Source organism: Pseudokineococcus basanitobsidens (assembly GCF_037482545.1).
GTDB lineage: Bacteria > Actinomycetota > Actinomycetes > Actinomycetales > Quadrisphaeraceae > Pseudokineococcus > Pseudokineococcus basanitobsidens.
Window position 1 is genome coordinate 124,360 of record NZ_JBBIAA010000003.1, and the last position, 21,150, is coordinate 145,509.

Annotated in this window: 19 protein-coding genes; 14 read left to right on the plus strand and 5 right to left on the minus strand. The window is 76.3% G+C overall.

Annotation, left to right across the window (positions count from 1 at the left end; all coding sequences use genetic code 11):
• Window positions 1–281 precede the first annotated feature (281 nt).
• The 10 genes from pdxT to WDZ17_RS04890 all read left to right on the plus strand — a co-directional run bounded on the left by pdxT (window position 282) and on the right by WDZ17_RS04890 (window position 11,435).
• On the plus strand, window positions 282–920 hold the full coding sequence (gene pdxT, locus WDZ17_RS04845; protein WP_339574004.1) for a pyridoxal 5'-phosphate synthase glutaminase subunit PdxT: 639 nt from the start codon (window positions 282–284) through the stop codon (window positions 918–920).
• A gap of 79 nt (window positions 921–999) precedes the next feature.
• Complete coding sequence (locus WDZ17_RS04850; protein WP_339574005.1) at window positions 1,000–1,749, plus strand: YebC/PmpR family DNA-binding transcriptional regulator; 750 nt, start codon at window positions 1,000–1,002, stop codon at window positions 1,747–1,749.
• A gap of 72 nt (window positions 1,750–1,821) precedes the next feature.
• A complete protein-coding gene (ruvC, locus tag WDZ17_RS04855; RefSeq protein ID WP_339574006.1) occupies window positions 1,822–2,445 on the plus strand; it encodes a crossover junction endodeoxyribonuclease RuvC in 624 nt (207 codons plus the stop codon).
• A gap of 80 nt (window positions 2,446–2,525) precedes the next feature.
• On the plus strand, window positions 2,526–3,152 hold the full coding sequence (gene ruvA / locus WDZ17_RS04860) for a Holliday junction branch migration protein RuvA (RefSeq protein ID WP_339574007.1): 627 nt from the start codon (window positions 2,526–2,528) through the stop codon (window positions 3,150–3,152).
• Window positions 3,149–4,339, plus strand: coding sequence for a Holliday junction branch migration DNA helicase RuvB (gene ruvB / locus WDZ17_RS04865; RefSeq protein ID WP_339574008.1), 1,191 nt, complete (start codon window positions 3,149–3,151; stop codon window positions 4,337–4,339). The genes ruvA and ruvB overlap by 4 nt, the downstream gene beginning before the upstream one ends.
• Before the next feature lie 121 nt (window positions 4,340–4,460).
• Window positions 4,461–4,907: a preprotein translocase subunit YajC gene (yajC, locus tag WDZ17_RS04870; protein WP_339574009.1), complete on the plus strand. Its 447-nt coding sequence runs from the start codon at window positions 4,461–4,463 to the stop codon at window positions 4,905–4,907.
• Window positions 4,908–4,979: 72 nt separating this feature from the next.
• Window positions 4,980–7,217 carry a protein translocase subunit SecD gene (secD, locus tag WDZ17_RS04875; protein WP_339574010.1) on the plus strand — a complete coding sequence of 746 codons (2,238 nt, stop codon included), beginning with the start codon at window positions 4,980–4,982 and terminating at the stop codon, window positions 7,215–7,217.
• A gap of 3 nt (window positions 7,218–7,220) precedes the next feature.
• Complete coding sequence (secF, locus tag WDZ17_RS04880) at window positions 7,221–8,333, plus strand: protein translocase subunit SecF (protein ID WP_339574011.1); 1,113 nt, start codon at window positions 7,221–7,223, stop codon at window positions 8,331–8,333.
• 52 nt (window positions 8,334–8,385) lie between these two features.
• Complete coding sequence (locus tag WDZ17_RS04885; RefSeq protein ID WP_422631834.1) at window positions 8,386–8,889, plus strand: adenine phosphoribosyltransferase; 504 nt, start codon at window positions 8,386–8,388, stop codon at window positions 8,887–8,889.
• A gap of 245 nt (window positions 8,890–9,134) precedes the next feature.
• Window positions 9,135–11,435: a RelA/SpoT family protein gene (locus tag WDZ17_RS04890; RefSeq protein ID WP_422631835.1), complete on the plus strand. Its 2,301-nt coding sequence runs from the start codon at window positions 9,135–9,137 to the stop codon at window positions 11,433–11,435.
• Here WDZ17_RS04890 and WDZ17_RS04895 read toward each other — a convergent pair.
• From WDZ17_RS04895 to WDZ17_RS04905, 3 genes are all read right to left on the minus strand, one after another.
• On the minus strand, window positions 11,393–11,938 hold the full coding sequence (locus WDZ17_RS04895; RefSeq protein WP_339574014.1) for a hypothetical protein: 546 nt from the start codon (window positions 11,936–11,938) through the stop codon (window positions 11,393–11,395). The genes WDZ17_RS04890 and WDZ17_RS04895 overlap by 43 nt on opposite strands.
• Before the next feature lie 91 nt (window positions 11,939–12,029).
• Window positions 12,030–13,859 (minus strand): DUF349 domain-containing protein, encoded by a 1,830-nt coding sequence (locus WDZ17_RS04900; protein ID WP_339574015.1) that lies wholly within the window; start codon window positions 13,857–13,859, stop codon window positions 12,030–12,032.
• Window positions 13,856–14,671, minus strand: a complete 816-nt coding sequence (locus WDZ17_RS04905; protein WP_339574016.1) for a peptidylprolyl isomerase — start codon at window positions 14,669–14,671, stop codon at window positions 13,856–13,858. The genes WDZ17_RS04900 and WDZ17_RS04905 overlap by 4 nt, the downstream gene beginning before the upstream one ends.
• Window positions 14,672–14,858: 187 nt before the next feature.
• Here WDZ17_RS04905 and WDZ17_RS04910 point away from each other — a divergent pair, with 187 nt between their 5' ends.
• Together WDZ17_RS04910 and hisS are read left to right on the plus strand one after the other, a co-directional pair.
• Window positions 14,859–15,605, plus strand: a complete 747-nt coding sequence (locus WDZ17_RS04910; RefSeq protein WP_339574017.1) for an MBL fold metallo-hydrolase — start codon at window positions 14,859–14,861, stop codon at window positions 15,603–15,605.
• Between the two features lie 96 nt (window positions 15,606–15,701).
• Complete coding sequence (gene hisS / locus WDZ17_RS04915; RefSeq protein ID WP_339574018.1) at window positions 15,702–17,096, plus strand: histidine--tRNA ligase; 1,395 nt, start codon at window positions 15,702–15,704, stop codon at window positions 17,094–17,096.
• 91 nt (window positions 17,097–17,187) lie between these two features.
• Here the strand turns inward: hisS and WDZ17_RS04920 are convergent, their stop codons facing one another.
• Window positions 17,188–17,829: an alpha-ketoglutarate-dependent dioxygenase AlkB gene (locus WDZ17_RS04920; protein ID WP_339574019.1), complete on the minus strand. Its 642-nt coding sequence runs from the start codon at window positions 17,827–17,829 to the stop codon at window positions 17,188–17,190.
• Between the two features lie 69 nt (window positions 17,830–17,898).
• Window positions 17,899–18,459 carry a YbhB/YbcL family Raf kinase inhibitor-like protein gene (locus WDZ17_RS04925; RefSeq protein ID WP_339574020.1) on the minus strand — a complete coding sequence of 187 codons (561 nt, stop codon included), beginning with the start codon at window positions 18,457–18,459 and terminating at the stop codon, window positions 17,899–17,901.
• Between the two features lie 291 nt (window positions 18,460–18,750).
• Here WDZ17_RS04925 and aspS point away from each other — a divergent pair, with 291 nt between their 5' ends.
• Together aspS and WDZ17_RS04935 are read left to right on the plus strand one after the other, a co-directional pair.
• Window positions 18,751–20,595 (plus strand): aspartate--tRNA ligase, encoded by a 1,845-nt coding sequence (gene aspS / locus WDZ17_RS04930; RefSeq protein ID WP_339574021.1) that lies wholly within the window; start codon window positions 18,751–18,753, stop codon window positions 20,593–20,595.
• Complete coding sequence (locus WDZ17_RS04935) at window positions 20,592–21,116, plus strand: GNAT family N-acetyltransferase (RefSeq protein WP_339574022.1); 525 nt, start codon at window positions 20,592–20,594, stop codon at window positions 21,114–21,116. The genes aspS and WDZ17_RS04935 overlap by 4 nt, the downstream gene beginning before the upstream one ends.
• Window positions 21,117–21,150: the final 34 nt, after the last annotated feature.

The window sequence follows — 21,150 nt, forward strand, 5'->3', positions numbered from 1 at the left end:
GCTTGGGGGCGCCCGTATGTCGCACGTCGACGACTTATTGCGCTCGGGGGTGCCCCTGTGTCGCACGTCGACGACGTCGTGCGCTTGGGGGCGCCCGTATGTCGCACGTCGACGACTTATTGCGCTCGGGGGTGCCCCTCACCCGCACTTCGACGACTTCTTGCGCTCGGGGGCGCCCTCGGGTCGCACGTCGACGACGTCGTGCGCCCGGAGGTGCCCCGGTGTCGCACCTCGACGACGTGGTGCCGGGCGACGCAGGAGGGACCGTAGGGTCGCGGTCCGTGAGCGCGTCCCCCGTCGTCGGCGTCCTCGGCCTGCAGGGGGACACCCGGGAGCACCTGCGCGCGCTGGCGGCCGCGGGCGTCGAGGCCGTGGTCGTGCGGAGGCCGGACGAGCTCGCCGCCGTGCACGGTCTCGTCCTGCCCGGCGGGGAGTCGACGGTCATCGACAAGCTGCTGCGGGTCTTCGAGCTCCGCGAGCCGCTCGTCGACCGGATCGTCGACGGGCTGCCGGTCTACGGCTCGTGCGCGGGGATGATCCTGCTCGCCGACCGCCTCCTCGACGGCACGCACGACCAGCAGACGCTGGGCGGCCTCGACGTCACCGTCCGGCGCAACGCCTTCGGCCGCCAGGTCGACTCCTTCGAGACGGACCTCGAGCTCGCCGGCGTGACCGACCGCGACTGGCCCTCGCCCGGACCGGAGGACGGCGGCAGCGTCCATGCCGTCTTCATCCGGGCGCCGTGGGTCGAGGACGCCGGGCCGGGCGTCGAGCCGCTCGGCGTCGTCCCCTCCGGCCCCGCCGCCGGTAGGATCGTCGCGGTGCGAGCGGGGAACCTGCTCGCGACGTCGTTCCACCCGGAGATCACCGGGGACACCCGGGTGCACCGGCTCTTCGCCGAGGTTGTCCGCGCGGCCTAGCCCGACGACACGTCTGGCGGACCCGCGACGGACGCACGGCGGGGCACCGGGGCCCGCACGCGCAGGAGGTCGATCCGCCATGTCCGGCCACTCCAAGTGGGCTACCACCAAGCACAAGAAGGCCGTCGTCGACGCCAAGCGGAGCAAGCTCTTCGCGAAGCTCATCAAGGACGTCGAGGTGGCGGCCCGCACCGGTGGGGGCGACCTCGCCGGGAACCCGACGCTCTTCGACGCCGTCCAGAAGGCCAAGAAGAGCTCGGTCCCGGGCGACAACATCGACCGCGCGGTCAAGCGCGGCTCCGGCGCCGAGGCCGGCGGCGTCGACTACCAGACGATCATGTACGAGGGGTACGGCCCGAACGGCGTCGCGGTGCTCGTGGAGTGCCTGACGGACAACCGCAACCGGGCGGCCTCCGACGTCCGCGTCGCCTTCACCCGCAACGGCGGCACCATGGCCGACCCGGGCAGCGTCTCCTACCTCTTCTCCCGCAAGGGCGTCGTCACGGTGCCGGCCGAGGGGCTCGAGGAGGACGACGTGCTCGCCGCCGTCCTCGAGGCGGGCGCCGAGGAGGTCAACGCGACGGGCGACGTCTACGAGGTCGTCAGCGAGGCGACCGACCTCGTCGCGGTGCGGACCGCCCTGCAGGAGGCGGGCATCGAGTACGACTCCGCCGAGGCGCAGTTCGTGCCGTCGATGCAGGTCGAGCTCGACGTCGAGGGCGCCGAGAAGGTCCTGCGCCTCATCGACGCGCTCGAGGACAGCGACGACGTCCAGAACGTCTACGCCAACTTCGACGCCAGCGACGAGGTGCTCGAGCAGGTCGGCTGACGCCGTCCGGCGCCCGGCGCGCCGGGCGCGCGCCTGCGCCGTCCTGCCCGCGCGGCCTGCGACGGTGGGCACGTGCGCGTGCTGGGGGTCGACCCGGGGCTGACCCGTTGCGGCGTCGGCGTCCTGGACGCCGCGCCGGGCCGGCGGGCCGTGCTCGTCGACGTCGCCGTCGTCCGCACGCCGGTCGACGCCCCACTCGCCGAGCGGCTGCTCGCGCTCTCGGAGGCGCTGGAGCTGGCCGTCGCGCGGCACCGCCCGGACGCCGTCGCCGTGGAACGGGTCTTCAGCCGGCACGACGTCAGCACCGTGATGGGGACCGCGCAGGCCTCCGGCGTCGCCCTCCTGGCGGCCGCGCGGGCCGGGCTCCCCGTGGGGCTGCACACGCCCAGCGAGGTCAAGGCCGCCGTCACCGGCTCCGGCCGGGCCGACAAGCGGCAGGTGACCGCGATGGTGACCCGCATCCTCGGGCTCGAGGAGGCGCCGAGACCCGCGGACGCCGCCGACGCGCTCGCGCTGGCGCTGTGCCACCTGTGGCGCGGGGCGGCCCCGGCCTCCTCCGCCTCCGGTGAGCCGACGGCCGCCCAGGCCGCGTGGGCGGCGGCGGACCGCGACGCCCGGGCGGTGCGCCCGACGGCGTGGGGCGCGGCGGCGCGCCGGTCCTCCGGGGTGCGGCCCGGCGTCGGGGGTGCGCGCTAGCGTCGCCGTCGAACACCTGTCCGGGCGGTGCCGCCGTCCGGGCCCCGCCCGACGTCCCGTCGCCGAGGAGAACGCCGCCCGTGATCGCCTCCGTCTCCGGCCGCGTGGCCGCGCTGCGCCTCGACGCCGCCGTCGTCGTCACCGGCGGCGTCGGCCTCCTCCTGCACGCGACGCCGGCGGTGCTCGCGACGCTGCGCGTGGGGCACGAGGCCGAGCTGGCCACGAGCATGGTCGTGCGGGAGGACTCGCTGACCCTCTACGGGTTCGCCGACGACGACGAGCGCGCGGTCTTCGAGATGCTGCAGACCGTCAGCGGCGTCGGTCCCCGCCTCGCCCTGGCGATGCTCGCGGTCCACGCCCCCGACGGGCTGCGGGCGGCCGTCGCGGGAGAAGACCTCACCGCGCTGTGCCGGGTCCCCGGCATCGGTCGCAAGGGCGCGCAGCGGCTCGTCCTCGAGCTCGGCGACCGGCTCGGGCCGCCGCAGGCCGCCTCTGGTGCGACGCCCGCGGCGGCGCTGCCGACGACGACGGCGTCCTCCGCGGCCGGGGGAGGGCCCGTGGTCGAGGCGCTCGTGGGGCTCGGGTGGACGGCGAGGGCGGCGCAGGACGCCGTCGCCGCCGTCGGCCCGGCCGACGGCGAGGAGGACGGCCGCGACGTCGCGCAGGTGCTGCGCGACGCGCTGCGCCACCTCGGGAGGGGCCGATGACCCCGAGGAGCAGCCCGGGGGCCGACCCGGGCGAGGGGGCGCACGCCGACGGGTCCGCCGAGCTCGACCTGGGCGCGGCGCCGACGGCCGCCGAGGAGGCCGAGCTCGCCGGGCGCGGCGGACGCCTCGTCGACACCGGGGCCGACCTCGACGACCGGGCGGCCGAGGCGGCGCTGCGCCCGTCCTCGCTGGACGACTTCGTCGGCCAGCGCGTCGTGCGCGAGCAGCTGTCCCTCGTCCTCGAGGCGGCGCGCCGCCGCGGCCGGGCGCCGGACCACGTCCTGCTCTCCGGCCCTCCCGGGCTCGGCAAGACGACGCTGGCGATGATCGTCGCGAGCGAGCTGGGGCGGCCGCTGCGGATCTCCAGCGGGCCCGCCATCCAGCACGCGGGCGACCTCGCGGCGGTGCTCTCGTCCCTGGAGGTGGGCGAGGTGCTCTTCCTCGACGAGGTCCACCGCATGGCGCGTCCGGCCGAGGAGATGCTCTACGTCGCGATGGAGGACTTCCGGGTCGACGTCGTCGTCGGCAAGGGCGCCGGCGCGACGGCGATCCCGCTGCACCTGCCCCCGTTCACCCTGGTGGGCGCGACGACGCGGTCCGGGCTGCTGCCGGCCCCGCTGCGCGACCGCTTCGGCTTCACCGGGCACCTCGACTTCTACGCGCCGGACGAGCTGGAGCAGGTGCTGCGTCGCTCGGCGGCCCTGCTCGGCCTGGAGCTCACCGGGGGAGGAGGGCGCGAGATCGCACGGCGGTCCCGCGGCACGCCGCGCATCGCCAACCGCCTCCTGCGGCGCGTGCGGGACTGGTCGCAGGTGCGCGGCAGCGGCGTGGTCGACACGGGCGCCGCCCGCGCCGCGCTGCGGGTCTACGAGGTGGACGAGCTCGGGCTCGACCGGCTCGACCGGTCCGTCCTCGGCGCGCTGTGCCGCCGCTTCGGCGGCGGTCCCGTCGGGCTGTCGACGCTCGCCGTGGCGGTGGGGGAGGAGCCGGAGACCGTGGAGACGGTCGCCGAGCCCTTCCTCGTCCGCGAGGGGCTCATCGGTCGCACCCCTCGCGGACGGGTCGCGACGCCGGAGGGGTGGGCGCACCTGGGCCTGCGGCCGCCGCCCGGGGCCGTGCTCCAGCCGACGCTGCCGGTGCTCGGCGAGGGGCGCCTCCACGGCGGGGCCGTCGACGACACGACGTGATCGCTCGCACGGTCCGTCATCGCGTCTCGACTCTCGGTCACGGGTGGCGGGACGGTCGTCGACCCGCTCGCCCGACCGGGGGCTCCAGGTGCCTCCCGTAGAGTGACGAGGAGTGCCCTGCGTGGACGCCTCCCACGGCGTCCACCTCGACGACTGCGAAGGCTGGCTCCGCCCCATGGAATCCGCGATCCTGCTGCTCCTCCTCGTGCCGCTCGTGCTCATCGCCTTCCGCGGCAGCAAGCAGCGCAAGCAGGTGGCGCAGATGCAGAGCAGCCTGGGCCCGGGCACGGAGGTCATGACCGCCTCCGGGCAGTTCGGCTACGTGGTCACGGTCGAGGGGGACCGGGTCGAGCTGGAGATCTCCCCGGGCGTCACGACGTGGTGGCTGCGCCAGGCCATCGCCCGCACGGTCGACCCCGTCGCCGACGACGACGCGGTCGACGAGGAGTCGGTCGACGACGACGTCCTGTCCGACGACGACCCGCGTCACGACGCCGTCACCGGTACCCCGGAGACCCGCGTCGACGACGGCGACGACCGGCCCGACGGCACGCGCCGCCCCGCCTGACCCGACCCCGCACGGGTCGTCGGCGGGCATCGCCGCCCGCCCGCCCCACCCCGCCTGGAGGACGACGCCGCCGTGGCCGCCACCACCCGCACCCGCTCGATCCGCACCCTCGGCGCCCTCGGCGTCGTCGTGGCGCTCCTCTACGGCGGCATCGCCGCCGCCGCCACGTGGGGGAGCGCGGCCTGGACCCCCGGCCTGGGCCTGGACCTCGCCGGCGGGACGCGCGTCATCCTCACCCCCGTCCCGACCGAGGACGGCTCGCAGCGCCAGGTCACCGACGACACCATCGACGACGCCATCGAGATCATCCGGCAGCGTGTCGACGGCAGCGGCATCGGCGAGGCGAGCGTCAGCGCCCAGGGCGCGCAGAACATCCTCGTCGAGCTCCCCGGCGACCCGCAGGACCAGCAGGCGACGCTCGAGCTCATCCGCCAGTCCGCGCAGATGACCTTCCGCCCGGTCCTCACCGTCGCGGGCCCCGGCCCGATCGACCCGACGACCGGCCAGCCGCTCGACGGGGCGACGCCCGCGCCGACCGACGGGGCCACCCCGGTCCCCACCGACGGCGCCACCGGAGCACCCACGGACGGCGCGACCCCCGCGCCGGCGGCCACCGCTCCCGAGACGGCGAGCCCCCAGACGGCAAGCCCCGAGACGGCGAGCCCCGAGACGGCGGCCCCGCAGACACCCGCTCCCGCGGTGACGCCCGAGTCGACCCAGGGCAGCGTCGTCCCCTCCGCGCTCCTCACCAGCACGCCCGCCGCCGCGACCACGGCCGCCACCCCGGCGGCGACGCCGACCGCCCCGGCGACGACCGCTCCGGCCACGGAGGCGCCCGCCACGCCGGCACCGACGGCGGCGCCGACCGAGGCCCCGGGCGCCGGGACGGCCAGCGACCTCTCCGCCATCACGGCCGAGGTCGCCGAGGAGTTCGCGGCGCTCGACTGCACCGACCCGGCGAACCGCAGCGGCGGGGCCGCGTCCGACCCCGACGCCCCGCTCGTCACCTGCGACCAGGAGGGCCAGCAGAAGTTCATCCTCGGCCCCGTCGAGCTGTCCGGCTCCGACCTGTCCGGCGCGAGCTCGTCGCCCGCCACCAACAACCAGGGCTTCCAGACCGGTGGCTGGGTGGTGTCGATGGACTTCACCTCCGAGGGCGGCGACCTCTTCCGGGACATCACCTCGCGGATCTCCCAGCTCCAGCCGCCGCAGAACCAGTTCGCCATCGTCCTGGACGGTCTCGTCATCTCGGCCCCCAGCGTCCAGGGCCCCATCGCCGGCGGGCAGGCGCAGATCGACGACGGCGGCTCGGGGACGTTCACGCAGGAGACGACGCAGACCCTCGCCAACCAGCTGCGGTTCGGCTCGCTGCCCGTCTCGTTCCAGGTCCAGACCGAGGAGCAGATCTCGGCCACGCTCGGCACCGAGCAGCTGCAGAGCGGCATCGTCGCCGGCCTCATCGGCCTCGGCCTGGTCGTCGTCTACTCGCTGCTCCAGTACCGGGCGTTGGGCCTCGTGACCGTCGGGAGCCTCCTCATCGCGGCTCTCCTGTCCTACGGCGCCATCACCTTCCTGTCGTGGAGCGCGGGGTACCGGCTGAGCCTGCCCGGCGTCGCGGGTCTCATCATCGCCATCGGCGTCACCGCGGACTCGTTCATCGTCTACTTCGAACGCGTGCGCGACGAGGTCCGCGAGGGCCGCTCGGTGCAGGCCGCGGTCCAGACCGGCTGGGCCCGTGCGCGGCGGACGATCATCATCAGCGACGTCGTCCAGCTGCTCGCCGCCGTCGTGCTGTACGTGCTGGCCGTCGGCGGCGTCCAGGGCTTCGCCTTCACGCTCGGGCTCACCACGATCATCGACCTGCTCATCGTCGTGATGTTCACCCACCCGCTGCTCAGCCTGCTGGCCCGCACGCGCTTCTTCGGCGGCGGTCACCGGCTCTCCGGCTTCGACGCCGAGCACCTCGGCCGCACCGTCGCCTACGCCGGGCGCGGACGGCTCCGCATCCCGGCGAGCGGGCGCGACCTCGCGGGCCCGGACGGTCCCGCCGGACCGGACGACCGGCCGCCGGCCGACGCGGACCGCACCCGGCCGCGCCACGGCGAGGGCGCCGACGCGACGTCGCCCGAGGAGGCCGGGCACCCGCGCCGTCTGACGATCGCCGAGCGCCGGGCGGCGGAGGAGCGTCGCCGGCGCGACGGGGAGCAGGACCTGGAGCGGCCCGAGGACGACGGCGCCCGCGGTCCCGGCGACGACACCCCCGTGCCGCACGGCGTCGCCGGTCGCCCGACCACCACCCCGGAGGACTGAGACGTGCCCAGCTTCGCCGCCTTCGGCAACGACCTCTACACGGGGCGCCGCTCCTTCGACTTCGTCCACCGCTGGCGCCGCCTCCTGACGATCGCGGCCGTCGTCGTGCTGCTCTGCGTGCTCGCGCTCGTGGTGCGCGGCTTCAACCCCGGCATCGAGTTCACCGGAGGGTCGGAGTACACCGTCTCGCAGGTGGCGGACCCGGACGAGGGGCTCGCCACCGAGGCGGTCGAGTCCGTCGACGCCGACGCGCAGCCGCCGGCCGTGTCCGTCGTCGGCGGGGACAGCGTCCGCGTCCAGACGGAGCAGCTGCCCGAGGAGCAGACGGGGGAGGTGGCCGCCGCGCTCGCCGCGGCGTACGACGTCGACCCCGCCCAGGTCACCTCGAGCTTCGTCGGACCGGTGTGGGGCGACGACATCACCCGCCAGGCGCTCCTGGGCATCGGCATCTTCCTCGTGCTCGTCACCGGGGTCATCGCCCTCTACTTCCGCGACCTCGCGATGGCGGGCGCGGCGCTCGTGGCCCTGCTGCACGACCTGCTCGTCACGGCCGGCGTCTACGCCCTCGTCGGCTTCGAGGTGACGCCGGCCTCGGTCATCGGCTTCCTCACCATCCTCGGCTTCTCGCTCTACGACACCGTGGTCGTGTTCGACAAGGTGCGCGAGCAGACGGCGGGCGTGCTCGACGGCAGCTCGCGCACCTACCTCGAGCAGGCGAACCTCGCGGTCAACCAGACGGTGGTGCGGTCCATCAACACCTCGGTCGTCGCGGTGCTGCCCGTCGCCTCCATCCTGTTCATCGGCGCCCTGCTCCTCGGCGCGGGGACGCTGCGCGACGTGTCGCTGGCGCTCTTCGTCGGCACGCTCGCCGGCACGTACTCGTCGATCTTCGTGGCCCCGGCCTTCCTCGGCCTCGTCAAGAGCCGCACGGCCGTGGTGCAGGCGCACGACGAGCGGGTCCGCGAGCACCGGCGCGAGGAGGCCGAGCGTGACGAGGCCGAGCGGGCCGGGGCCGGGCCGGCGCTCGCGACGGCCGGCGCCGCAGCGGGTGACGGCGCGGCCGGTCCTGCCCGCGGGCAGCGCCCGCAGCCTCGCCGCGGGCGTCGTCGTGGGTGAGCCGCCCGCGGCGGTGCTGGCGGAGGGCGCGGCGGGCGGGACGGCCGACCGGCTGCTGCCGCTGCTGACCGCCGTCCCCGACCACCCCGTCCCGGGGGTCGTGTTCCGCGACATCACGCCGCTGCTGGGAGACCCGGGCGCGCTGCGGGAGGCCGTCGGGGCGCTCGCCGGGCTGCTGCCCGCGGGGACGGACCTCGTCGCGGGCGTGGAGGCACGTGGCTTCGTCCTCGGCGCGGCGGTGGCCGTCGCCGCGGGGGCGGGCTTCGTGCCCGTCCGCAAGTCCGGCCGGCTGCCGCGGGAGGTGCTCGTGGAGTCCTACGAGCTCGAGTACGGTTCCGCCGCCGTCGAGGTGCACGCGGACGCCGTCCCCGCCGGGAGCAGGGTCGTCGTGCTCGACGACGTCCTCGCCACCGGCGGCACCGCGTCGGCCGCCTGCCGGCTCGTCGAGCGGGCCGGCGGCGAGGTGGCCGCCGTGGTCGTCCTCGCCGAGATCGGCGGCCTCGGCGGACGTGACGCCCTGGCCGGCCGGCGCGTCGAGGCGCTCCTGACCCTCTGACCGGCGGGCGGCTCTCCGCCCGCCCCCGCCCACGTACCCGCCCTGACGCGAGGGACGGCGATCCCCGCCCACCGGGCGCGGACGTACGCTGGGCACCAGGTCGACGCACCGGGGGAGGTCCTCCTCCGGGGCCGCGCGAGGAGGTGCCGGTGTCCGACGACGTGGTGCAGCGCTCCGGGACGGCCCCGGCGGCGACCGGGACGCCCGCGGCAGACCCCGCACCCGGCACGCCCTCCGTCACGGACGTGCCGACGCGGCTCGACGACGGCACGTCGACGGGTCTGCGGGCCCGCCTGGCACGGCTCGGGTCCCGGCCCTCCAGCACCTCGCCGGTCCTCGAGCCGTTGCTGCGGAGCCTGCGCTCGAACCACCCCAAGGCCGACACCGCGCTCGTGGAGCGCGCCTACGTCGTCGCCGAGAAGGCGCACCGCGGCCAGGTGCGCAAGAGCGGGGACGCCTACATCACCCACCCGGTGGCGGTGACGACGATCCTCGCCGACCTGGGGATGACGGCGCCGACGCTGGCGGCCGCGCTGCTGCACGACACGGTGGAGGACACGGGCTACTCGCTGCCGGCGCTGCGGGCGGACTTCGGCGACGAGGTCGCCATGCTCGTCGACGGGGTCACCAAGCTCGACAAGGTGCAGTACGGCGACGCGGCGCAGGCCGAGACCGTGCGCAAGATGGTCGTCGCGATGGCGCGCGACATCCGCGTGCTCGTCATCAAGCTGGCCGACCGGCTGCACAACGCCCGCACCTGGCGGTACGTCTCCGCCGCCTCCGCCGAGCGCAAGGCGAAGGAGACCCTGGAGATCTACGCGCCGCTGGCGCACCGGCTTGGCATGAACACCATCAAGTGGGAGCTGGAGGACCTCTCCTTCGCGACGCTGTACCCCGGCGTCCACGCGGAGATCGTCCGGCTGGTCGCCGAGCAGGCGCCCGCGCGCGACGAGTACCTCACGGTCGTGCGGGACCAGGTGGCCGCGGACCTGCGGCAGGCCAAGGTGCGCGCGACGGTGACCGGCCGGCCCAAGCACTACTACTCGGTCTACCAGAAGATGATCGTGCGGGGCCGCGAGTTCGCCGACATCTACGACCTCGTCGGGGTCCGGGTCCTCGTCGACTCGGTCCGCGACTGCTACGCCGTCCTCGGCGCGCTGCACGCGCGCTGGACGCCCGTGCCCGGGCGCTTCAAGGACTACATCGCGATGCCCAAGTTCAACATGTACCAGTCGTTGCACACGACGGTCATCGGGCCCGAGGGCAAGCCCGTCGAGATCCAGATCCGCACGCACCAGATGCACCGCCGTGCCGAGCTCGGGGTCGCGGCGCACTGGAAGTACAAGGACGCCACGAAGACGGGCTCCGACCCGGCCGACACCGGCCCCAAGGGGGGCACGGACGCGAACGACATGGCGTGGTTGCGCCAGCTGCTGGACTGGCAGCGCGAGACCGCCGACCCGGGGGAGTTCCTGGAGTCGCTGCGCTTCGAGATCAACGCCGCCGAGGTCTACGTGTTCACCCCCAAGGGTGACGCCGTCGCACTCCCCGCGGGGTCGACGCCGGTGGACTTCGCCTACGCCGTCCACACCGACGTGGGCCACCGCACGATGGGCGCGCGCGTCAACGGGCGGCTCGTGCCGCTGGAGTCCGCGCTCGACAACGGCGACGTCGTCGAGGTGTTCACCTCCAAGGTCGAGGGCGCCGGGCCGAGCCGCGACTGGATGACCTTCGTGCGCAGCCCCCGCGCGCGCAGCAAGATCAAGCAGTGGTTCTCCAAGGAGCGTCGCGAGGAGGCCATCGAGCAGGGCAAGGACGCCATCGCGAAGGCGATGCGCAAGGAGCACCTGCCGATCCAGCGGCTGATGTCCCACGACTCGCTCGCGGGCGTCGCGCGGGACACCCACCACGCCGACGTCTCCGCCCTCTACGCCGCCGTCGGCGAGGGGCACGTCTCCGCCGCCTCCGTCGTGCAGCGGCTCGTCACCGCGCTCGGGGGCGAGGGCGGCGCCGAGGAGGACCTCGCCGAGGCGGTCCTGCCGCCGCCGCGGACCCCGGAGCGCCGGCGCTCCGGCGACCCCGGCGTCGTGGTCAAGGGGGTCGACGACGTCTGGGTCAAGGTCGCCCGCTGCTGCACCCCCGTCCCGCGCGACCCGATCATCGGCTTCGTCACCCGCGGCCAGGGCGTCTCGGTGCACCGGCGTGACTGCGGCAACGTCAGCGGCCTCATGGGCCAGCCGGAGCGGATCGTCGACGTCGAGTGGGCCGTGGGCGCCGACAGCGTCTTCCTCGTGCAGATCCAGGTCGAGGCCCTCGACCGCTCCGGGCTGCTCTCCGACATCACCCGGGTCCTCACGGACAACCACGTCAACATCCTCTCGGCGTCCGTGACGACGTCGCGGGACCGCGTCGCCATCTCGAGGTTCACCTTCGAGATGGGGGACCCGAGCCACCTCGACCACGTGCTGGGCGCGGTCCGCCGCGTCGACGGGGTCTTCGACGTCTACCGGGCCACCGGTCGTCGGGAGGAGCACGCCGGCGCCTGACCGACGGCGTCGACCTGCGTGCCGCGCGCCCAGGCGAGGGCCGCGCGGTCCTGCGGGTCGGCCGAGCCGGTGAGGTCCTCGACGGTCCGCTCCGGACCGGTGACGACGAGGTCCCCCACCGTCCGCGCGCCGCGCGCGGGCTCCGCGACGCGGCGCAGCCGGACCGCGCCGCCGGCCGGGCCGGGCCCGGTGCCCCGGGGGACGAGGAGGTCGACGCGCCGCGGCGGCGCGGGGCAGCCGTGGACCCACGCGGCCGCCGCGAGGGCGACGACCGCTCCCGGGGGCAGGCACCAGCGGACCGAGCCGGGGAGGGCGCAGGCCCCCGTGACGTGGGCGACGAGCGCGGCGGCGCGGGCCGCGGGCTCCCGCACCAGGTCGGCGGGCAGCCACACCGACGGCAGGACCTCGACGAGGAGCCCCTCGGCGGCCATGGCGCGCCGGACCCCCGCCGGCGGCGCCCCCGCGGTCCAGACCGGCGACGCGGGGCGGACGGCGACGGGCACGCGCCGATGGTCCCTGCGCGCCCTCCGTGGGGCCGAGGCCCGTGCACCCACTGTGGACGGTCGGCGCGCCGACGCGCCTGTGGACGCGGGTTCAGCCGCCGAGGTCGGCGGCCGCGCGCTCGACCTGCTCGAGCCAGGCGCGACGCGCGTCCAGCGCCTCCTGGGCACGGCGGACCGCACGCTCGTCCCCGGCGGCGCGGGCCTGCTCCAGCTCGGCCTCCAGCCCGCCGATCGAGTCCTGCAGCTGGCCGAGGGCGCCCTCGGCCCGCGCACGGACCTCCGGGTTGGTGCGGCGCCAGCGGTCCGAGTCCGCCTCGCGCACCGCCTGCTCCACCGCGCGCATGCGCTTCTCCACCCGCTGCAGGTCGGCTCGGGGGACGCGGCCGGCGGCGTCCCACCGCTCCTGGACGTCGCGCAGGGCCGCGGTCGCCGCGCGGACGTCCCGCACGGGCAGGAGGGCCTCCGCCTCGACGAGCAGCTGCTCCTTGACGGCCAGGTTCTCCTTCTCGCCGGCGAGCTGCTCGGCGTCCTTGGCGTCCCGCGCGCCGAAGAAGACGTCCTGCGCGGCGCGGAAGCGCGCCCACAGGGCGTCGTCCTCCTTGCGGGACGCCCGTGGCGCCGCCTTCCACCGGTCCATGAGCTGGCGGTACGCCGTCGAGGTGGGGCCCCACTCGGTCGAGGCGGAGAGCGCCTCCGCCTCGGCGATGAGCCCTTCCTTGACCGTCTTCGCCTCGCCGTGCTGGGCGTCGAGCTCGGCGAAGTGGTGGCGGCGGTGGCGCTCGAAGCGGTTGCGCGAGTGCTTCAGCCGGCGCCAGAGCTCGTCCTCCTCGCCCTTGGGCAGGCGCGCGGTGCCCGCTGCGCGCTGCTGCTCGCGCCACTCGTCGAAGATCGCGCGGAGCCGCTCGCCCGAGGACTTCCACTGCACCTGCGCCGGGTCGGTCTCGGCGAGGGCCTCGGCCTCCTCGACGATCGCCACCCGCTGCGCCCGGACGACGGTCCGCGCCTGCTCGCGGGCGATGTTGGCCTCGCGCTCGCGCTCGGTGACGCGAGCACCGAGGTCGTCGACGCGCGCACCGAGCGCGGCCAGGTCACCGACGGCCGCCGCGTCCGTGACGGCCCGCTGCACCTTGGCCAGCGCCGAGCGCAGCTCGCCGACGGGGGCGTCCGGCACCGTCAGCCGCTGCTCGACGAGGTCGAGCCGGGCGACGAGGTCGGCGAAGCGCCGCCCGAAGTAGGCGAGCGCCTGGTCGGCGGGCACGTCGGGGTAGGAGCCGACGACGCGCTCGCCCTCGGCCGTGCGGACGTGCACGACGCCGTCCTCGGCGACGCGACCCCACTCGCCGGTGTCGGCGGGTGCGTGCTCGGCGCTCACGGCCGGTGCGCCGCCGCCCTCGCCGTCCTGCCCCCGGCGTCGGGCCCCCGCCCGCCCGGCGGGGCGGCCCGGGCGGGCCTCGGCGGAGGGCGGCCGGACCCCCGAGGGCGTGGGCGTCGGACGGGCGCCGCCGGGGGCCGGGCGCGGCCCCGGTGCGGGCCTCGGTGCAGGACCCGGTGCGGGGTCCGGCCCCGGGCCCGGTGCGGGGCCTCCGGCCGGACGGGTGGCCTCGGTGCCCGGCGCGGGCGGGGAGGCCGTGCCGTCGCCCTCGTCGCCCTCGTGGGACGGAGCTCCGGACGGAGCCACGGCCTCCTCGGGGCGCTGCGCGCCGGCGTCCGCGGAGGGCCCCTCGGCGCCGGCGTCCTCGTCCTCGGACCGGGCTGCGGCCGCGGAGTCCTCGTCCGCGACCGGCTGCGCGCCCTGGTCGTCGGCGGGCTGCTCGCCGGCGCCCGACCCGGCCGCCGGCTCCTGCGCGGCAGGCTCCGCCGGGGCAGGGTCCTGCGACCCGGGGGCCTCGACGTCGCGCCCGGCGTCCACGGACTCGCTCACTGGGTGCTCACTCCCTCGATGGTGATGGGTCGCGCGGGGGCGGTCCCGTCGGCGGCGGTCCCGCCCTCGGCGATGGTCTGCACGACGTCCAGCCCCTCGGTGACGCGGCCGAAGACGGTGTACCCGCCGGCGGAGTCGGAGGGGATCGTCGAGTCCTCGTAGACGAGGAAGAACTGGCTGCCGTTGCTCCCGGCGTCGTCCCCCACGCGCGCCATGGCCAGCGTGCCGGCGGGGTAGACGTCGTCGGCCGGGGCGTTCTCGATCGGGCCGAAGGAGTAGCCCGGGCCGCCGCTGCCGGTGGCCGTGGGGTCGCCGCACTGCAGCACGAAGATGCCGGACGTCGTGAGCCGGTGGCAGATCGTGTCGTCGAAGAAGCCCTCGCCGGCCAGGAAGGCGAAGCTGGCGACCGCCTGGGGTGCGGCGTCGGGCAGCAGCTCCACGGTGATGTCGCCGCACGAGGTGGTGAGGACGGCGGACGTCGCGTCGCTGGAGCCGGCCTCCGGCGGGGCGTCGAACTGCGGGGGCTGCGCCACGGGCTGGGTGCCGGGGTCGGGGCAGGGGTTGTCCGCCGGCGGCGTGCTCGGCGCCGCGGTGCTCGGTGCCGCCGTCGACGGGAGCGGGGTCGGGCTCGCCGCGGGCTCGTCGTCCCCGCCGGTCAGGAGCACGGTGAGGGCCACGGCCACGGCGACCACCGCGGCGAGGGCGACGCCGAGGGCTCCGAGCAGCCGACGACGGCGCTGCTCCCGCTCGGCCCGGCGGCGCAGCTCCTCGGCCCGCCGTCGTCGTGCGTCGTCGCGCTGGCTCGGCGCCACCGGTGGACCTCCCCGCTCACGGCTGCCCGCGGGGCCCCGGGCACGCCGTGCCGGCGCGCGCTGGGCGCCTGCGCCTCGGGCTCGTGCCCGGACGGCGTCGGCCCCGCGGCGGACGCGCCGGAGTCTATGCGCGCCACCGGCCCCGGCGGCGAGGCAGGAGCCGCGCGCGCGTCGCTAGGCTCGCCCGGTGCTGCTCCGGACCGTGCCCGCCCAGGTGCTGGGCACGAACACCCTCGTCCTCGCCGACGGGCCGGGGGAGCGGGGCCGCCCCCGGGACTGCCTGCTCGTCGACGTGGGGCTCGGGGTGGCCGACCGGGTCCTCGCGGTCGTCGACGAGCTGCACCTGCGCCCGGTGGCCGTGCTCGTCACGCACGGGCACCTGGACCACGTGGGGGAGGCGGCCCAGCTGGCGCGCGCCGCGGACGTCCCGGTCGTCGTCCACGCCGAAGACGCGCACCGGCTCGCCGACCCCGTCGAGGGGCTCGGGCCCCAGCTGCGCACGGCGCTGGCGGCCCAGCTCGGCGACGTGCCCTGGACGCCCCCCGAGCAGGTGCGGCTCCTGGTGGACGGGGACGAGGTCGTCGCCGGTGACCTGCGGGTGCGCGCGGTGCACGCGCCCGGCCACACGGAGGGCTCGACGCTGTACCTGGTCGAGGACGTCCCGGACGGCGCCTCGGTGGCCGCCGGCGGCCTGCCCCCCGGCACCGGGGGCCTGCCCGCCGGGGTGGTGCGGACGGCGCTGACGGGGGACGTGCTCTTCGCGGGCTCGGTCGGGCGCACGGACCTCCCCGGCGGGGACGGGGCCCGCATGCAGGCGACCCTGCGCGACGTCGTCCTCGCGCTGCCCGACGACACCCTCGTCGTCCCCGGCCACGGGCCCGCCACGACGGTGCGGCACGAGCGCGCCACCAACCCCTTCCTCACCGGCGCCTGAGCGCGCCGCCCGCGGCCCGACCGACGAGATGACCCGATCGACGAGATGACCCGACCGACGAGATGACCCGATCGACGAGATGAAGGAGAACCGCTGATGGCCGCGCGCACCCCCGGACCCCTGTCGGGGTTCCCCGAGCTCCTGCCCGGGGAGCGGGTCGTCGAGGAGCACGTCCTCGACGTCCTGCGGGAGGTCTTCGAGCTGCACGGCTTCTCCGGGCTGGAGACGCGCGCCGTCGAGCCGCTGTCCGTGCTGCTGCGCAAGGGGGAGATCGACAAGGAGGTCTACGCGGTCCGGCGGCTCGCCGAGGTCGCCGAGGACGGGGTGGGCTCGGCGGAGCCCTCCGACGACGTCCTCGCCCTGCACTACGACCTCACCGTGCCCTTCGCCCGGTACGTGCTCGAGAACGCGGGGCGGCTCACGTTCCCCTTCCGCCGCTACCAGGTCCAGAAGGTCTGGCGCGGGGAGCGGCCCCAGGAAGGGCGCTTCCGGGAGTTCCGGCAGGCCGACGTGGACGTCGTGGACGCCGGCTCGCTCGCGCCGCACCACGAGGCCGAGCTGCCGCTCGTCATGGCGGACGTCTTCGCCCGGCTGCCGCTGCCCCCCGTCACGATGCAGGTGAACAACCGCCGGCTCGTGGAGGGCTTCTACCGCGGCCTCGGCCTCGAGCAGAGCGCGGCGGTGATGCGCGAGGTCGACAAGCTCGACAAGACCTCGCCCGAGCGGGTGCGGGCCGCGCTCGTCGAGGGCGTCGGCGTCGGCGAGCGGGAGGCCGACGCGTGCCTGCGCCTGGCGACGGTCCGCGGCGACGACGGCACCGGCTTCGTGTCCGAGGTCCGTGCGCTCGGCGTGCGCGACGAGCTGCTGGACCAGGGCCTCGACGAGCTCGCCGCCGTCGTCGCGAGCACGCAGGCCGCGGGCGGCGCTGCGGGCGACCGCTTCTCGGTGGTCGCCGACCTGTCGGTCACCCGTGGCCTCGACTACTACACGGGCACCGTCTACGAGAGCCGGATGAGGGGCTTCGAGCACCTCGGCTCGGTGTGCTCCGGCGGCCGCTACGACGCCCTCGCCGACGACGGCCGGACGACCTACCCCGGGGTCGGCCTGTCCCTCGGGGTCACGCGGGTGCTGGCGCCGCTGCTGGCGCGCGGGCTGCTGCGCGCCTCGCGGCCCACGCCCACCGCCGTCCTCGTCGCCGTCGCCGACGAGGCGCACCGCGCGACCTCGACCGCCGTCGCCACGGCGCTGCGGTCGCGGGGGGTGGCCACCGAGGTGGCGCCGTCGGCGGCGCGGTTCGGCAAGCAGATCCGGTACGCCGACCGCCGTTCGATCCCCTTCGTCTGGTTCCCGCCCCGCGACGGTGCCGACGGCGAGGCGCACGAGGTCAAGGACATCCGCTCGGGGGAGCAGCTCCCGGCGGACCCGGCGTCGTGGGTCCCGCCGGAGCAGGACGCCCGCCCGCGGGTCGGCTGGGTCGAGCCCCCCTCCTGACGCGCGCTCGTCCGTCCCGCCGGCGGCGCGGTGGAGGCAGGACCGCGGACCCTCGTGCTCCGACGGACGACCGCTGCTCGCCGCCGGTCCCTCAGCGCACCCCGCGCGGGCGCAGCTGCACGCTCACGCGCGGGCCCACCGGGCGCGAGGTCTTCGGCACGGCGTGCTCCCACGTCCGCTGGCACGAGCCACCCATGACGAACAGGTCGCCGTGCCCCACGGGCAGCCGCAGCTCGGTGCGCCCACCGCCACGCGGGCGCAGCACGAGCGGTCGGGGCGCGCCGAGCGACACGATCGCGACGACGGTGTCCTCGCGGCTGCTGCGCCCGATGCGGTCGCCGTGCCAGGCGACGCCGTCACGGCCGTCGCGGTACAGGCAGAGCCCCGCGGTCACGAGCGGCTCGCCGAGCTCCGGGAGGTAGTGCGCCGACAGCGCGTCCCGCGCCTGCCCGAGCAGCGGGTGGGGCAGCACCGCGCCCTCGCCGTAGAAGCAGAGCAGGCGGGGGACGTCCACCTCGCGCTCGTACATCTGCCGCCGCTCGGCGCGCCACGGGACGTCGGCGAGCAGGTGCTCGAAGAGCGCCTGCGAGTGCCGCACCCAGTCGGGCCGGACGTCGACCCAGGCGCCGCGGGACAGCTCGTGGCGCTCGAGGCCCTCGGCGAGCGGGGCGAGCCAGGACGTCCCGCGGTCGTCCACGTCGTCGAGCAGGGACGGCTGCGTCGTCAGCGACATGTCCCCAGACTAGGCGACGGTCGAACTGGCGTTCGACCGCCGCCCGGTCGGGGTGGGAGCCCGGCGGGCTCAGGCGGCCGGCGCCGGGAGGTCGTAGGTGGCGACGAGGGTCGCGCGCGCGAGCGTGTGGAAGAAGAGGTTGAAGCCCAGCTGGGCCGGCGGGACGTCCGCGTCGAGCCCGAGGCTCTCGACGTCCACGGCGTGCACGACGACCCAGTAGTGGTGCGTGCGGTGACCGGGCGGCGGGGCGGCGCCGACGAAGCCCGCGAAGCCGCCGTCGTTGCGCAGCTGGAGCGCCCCCTCCGGCAGGCCGCCGTCGGAGGCGCCGCGCGCCAGCGAGGTCGTCGAGACCGGCAGGTCGGCGACGGCCCAGTGCCAGAAGCCCGACGCCGTGGGCGCGTCCGGGTCGAAGACCGTGACGGCGAAGCTCTTCGTCCCCTCGGGCGCCCCCGACCAGGACAGCTGCGGCGAGGCGTCCTGGCCGCCCTCGACGCCCATGGCGCCGCTGGCGTGCCGGTCGTCGAGGCGCTCGCCCTCGGCGACGTCCTCGCTCGTCAGCGTGAAGGAGGGCACCTGGGGCAGGTGCTCGTACGGGTCGATCGGTCCGCGGCTGCCGGGGTGCTCGGGCACGGGAGGTCCTTCCGTCGGGGGGCCCGGGCGGACGCGGTGCGTCGCCCCCGGGCGGGGTCCGGCCATCGTCGGACGCCGCCCCGGGCCCCGCACGACGGGGCCGCCCGGACGCGCAGGAGGGGCACGGGCACGCAGGCCCGGGCGACGCCGGGGGAGGCACGAGGAGGCCGGGGCCCGCACGAGAAGGCGGACGACGCGCGCGGGCGCCGCCCGTAGCATCGCCCGCGCGACCAGGCGCTCGTCCGTGAGTGCCGCCGCCACCTCCAGCACCGCTCCCGAGAGGACCTCCCTGTGCTCCGCACCCACGAGGCCGGCGCCCTGCGCGCCGAGCACGCCTCCGAGACCACCGACACCGACGGCGCCGGGGTCACCCTCGCGGGCTGGGTGGCGCGCCGGCGGGACCACGGCGGGGTGGCCTTCCTCGACCTGCGCGACGCCTCGGGCGTGGTCCAGGTCGTCGTGCGGGACGAGCTGCTGGAGTCCTCCGGCGCCCACGACCTGCGCAGCGAGTACGTCGTCCAGGTCACGGGCACCGTGCGCCGTCGGCCCGAGGGCAACGAGAACCCCGACCTGCCGACGGGCGAGGTCGAGGTGCTGGCCACCGCGCTGGACGTGCTGTCGACGGCCGACCCGCTGCCCTTCCCGGTGGAGTCGTCCGGCTCCGGCGAGGTGGGGGAGGAGGTGCGGCTCAAGCACCGCTACCTGGACCTGCGCCGTCCCGGACCGGCGGCCGCCCTCCGCCTGCGCAGCGCCGTGAACCGGGCCGCGCGCGGCGTCCTGGACGGCCACGGCTTCACCGAGGTCGAGACGCCGACGCTGACCCGCTCGACCCCCGAGGGCGCGCGCGACTTCCTCGTGCCCGCGCGCCTTCAGCCCGGCTCCTGGTACGCGCTGCCGCAGAGCCCGCAGCTGTTCAAGCAGCTGCTCATGGTCGGCGGCGTCGAGCGGTACTACCAGCTGGCCCGGTGCTACCGCGACGAGGACTTCCGCGCCGACCGCCAGCCCGAGTTCACCCAGCTCGACGTCGAGATGAGCTTCGTCGAGGCGGACGACGTCATGGCGCTCACCGAGGAGCTGCTCACGGCGCTCTGGCGCCTCGTCGGGCACGAGCTCGAGGGCCCGGTCCCGCGCATGACGTACGCCGACGCGATGGCGCGGTACGGCAGCGACAAGCCGGACCTGCGCTTCGGGCTCGAGCTCGTCGACTGCACGGACTACTTCTCGGGCACCCCGTTCCGCGTCTTCCAGGCCCCGTACGTCGGTGCCGTCCTCATGCCCGGCGGCGCGTCGCAGCCGCGTAAGCAGCTCGACGCGTGGCAGGACTGGGCCAAGCAGCGCGGCCACCGCGGCCTCGCCTACGTCCTCGTCGGCGAGGACGGCGAGCTGGGCGGACCGGTCGCCAAGAACCTGTCCGAGAGCGAGCGCGCCGGGCTCGCCGAGCACGTCGGCGCCGCACCCGGCGACTGCGTCTTCTTCGCCGCCGGCCCGCCGGCCTCGGCGCGCGGCCTGCTCGGCGCCGCCCGGCTCGAGGTCGGACGGCGGACCGGTGCGGTCGACACCGACGCGTGGTCCTTCGTCTGGGTCGTCGACGCGCCGCTGTTCGAGCCGGCCGAGACGGCCACGGCGTCGGGCGACGTCGCCGTCGGCGCCGGCGCGTGGACCGCGGTGCACCACGCCTTCACCGCCCCGACGCCGGGGTGGCGCGACCGCTTCGAGGAGGACCCGGGCGCGGCCCTGTCGCAGGCCTACGACATCGTCTGCAACGGCAACGAGATCGGCGGGGGCTCGATCCGCATCCACACCCGCGAGGTGCAGGAGCGGGTCTTCGCGGTGATGGGGCTGCCGGAGGAGGACGCGCGGGCGAAGTTCGGCTTCCTGCTCGACGCGTTCGCCTACGGCGCCCCGCCGCACGGGGGCATCGCCCTGGGCTGGGACCGGATCGTCGCGCTGCTCGCCGGCGTCGACTCGATCCGCGAGGTCATCGCCTTCCCGAAGAGCGGCGGCGGGTACGACCCGCTCACCGCGGCGCCGGCGCCCATCACGGCCGCGCAGCGCAAGGAGGCCGGCGTCGACGCCCGCCCGGAGCCCGGGCCGGGCGAGCCGCCGACGGCGCCGGAGCGCGGCGGGACGCCGTGAGCGTCCAGGTCCGTCCGGAGGGGCCCGAGGACGAGGGCGCCGTCGCCGCGGTCGTGACCGCCGCGTTCACGGGTGCGGGCGCCGAGCCCGGGCCCGAGGCGGCCTTCGTCCACGAGCTGCGGCTGGAGCCGGGCGCGTACCTCGCCCGCTACAGCCTCGTCGCGGTCGAGGACGGCGTCGTGGTCGGGCACGTCCTGGCCAGCCGCATCCACGTCGGGCAGGCGCCGGCGCTGGCGCTCGCCCCCGTGTCGGTGGCGCCGACGCACCAGCGGTCCGGGGTGGGGCGACAGCTGGTCGAGCGCGTGCTCGCCGAGGCGACCGTGGCGGGGGAGACGCTCGTCCTCGTCCTCGGCGACCCGGCCTTCTACGGCCGGTTCCGCTTCGAGCCCGCCTCCGAGGTGGGCATCACCGGCCCCTACGCCGGCGCGGAGTTCATGGCGCGACGCCTGGCGGCGGACGCGCCCGTGGGCGAGGCCGTCTACTCGCCCGTCTTCGGGCGCCTGGAGGCCGGTCGGCTCTGACCGGGTGGTCCGTCGCCCTCCACCCCGGGGGCGT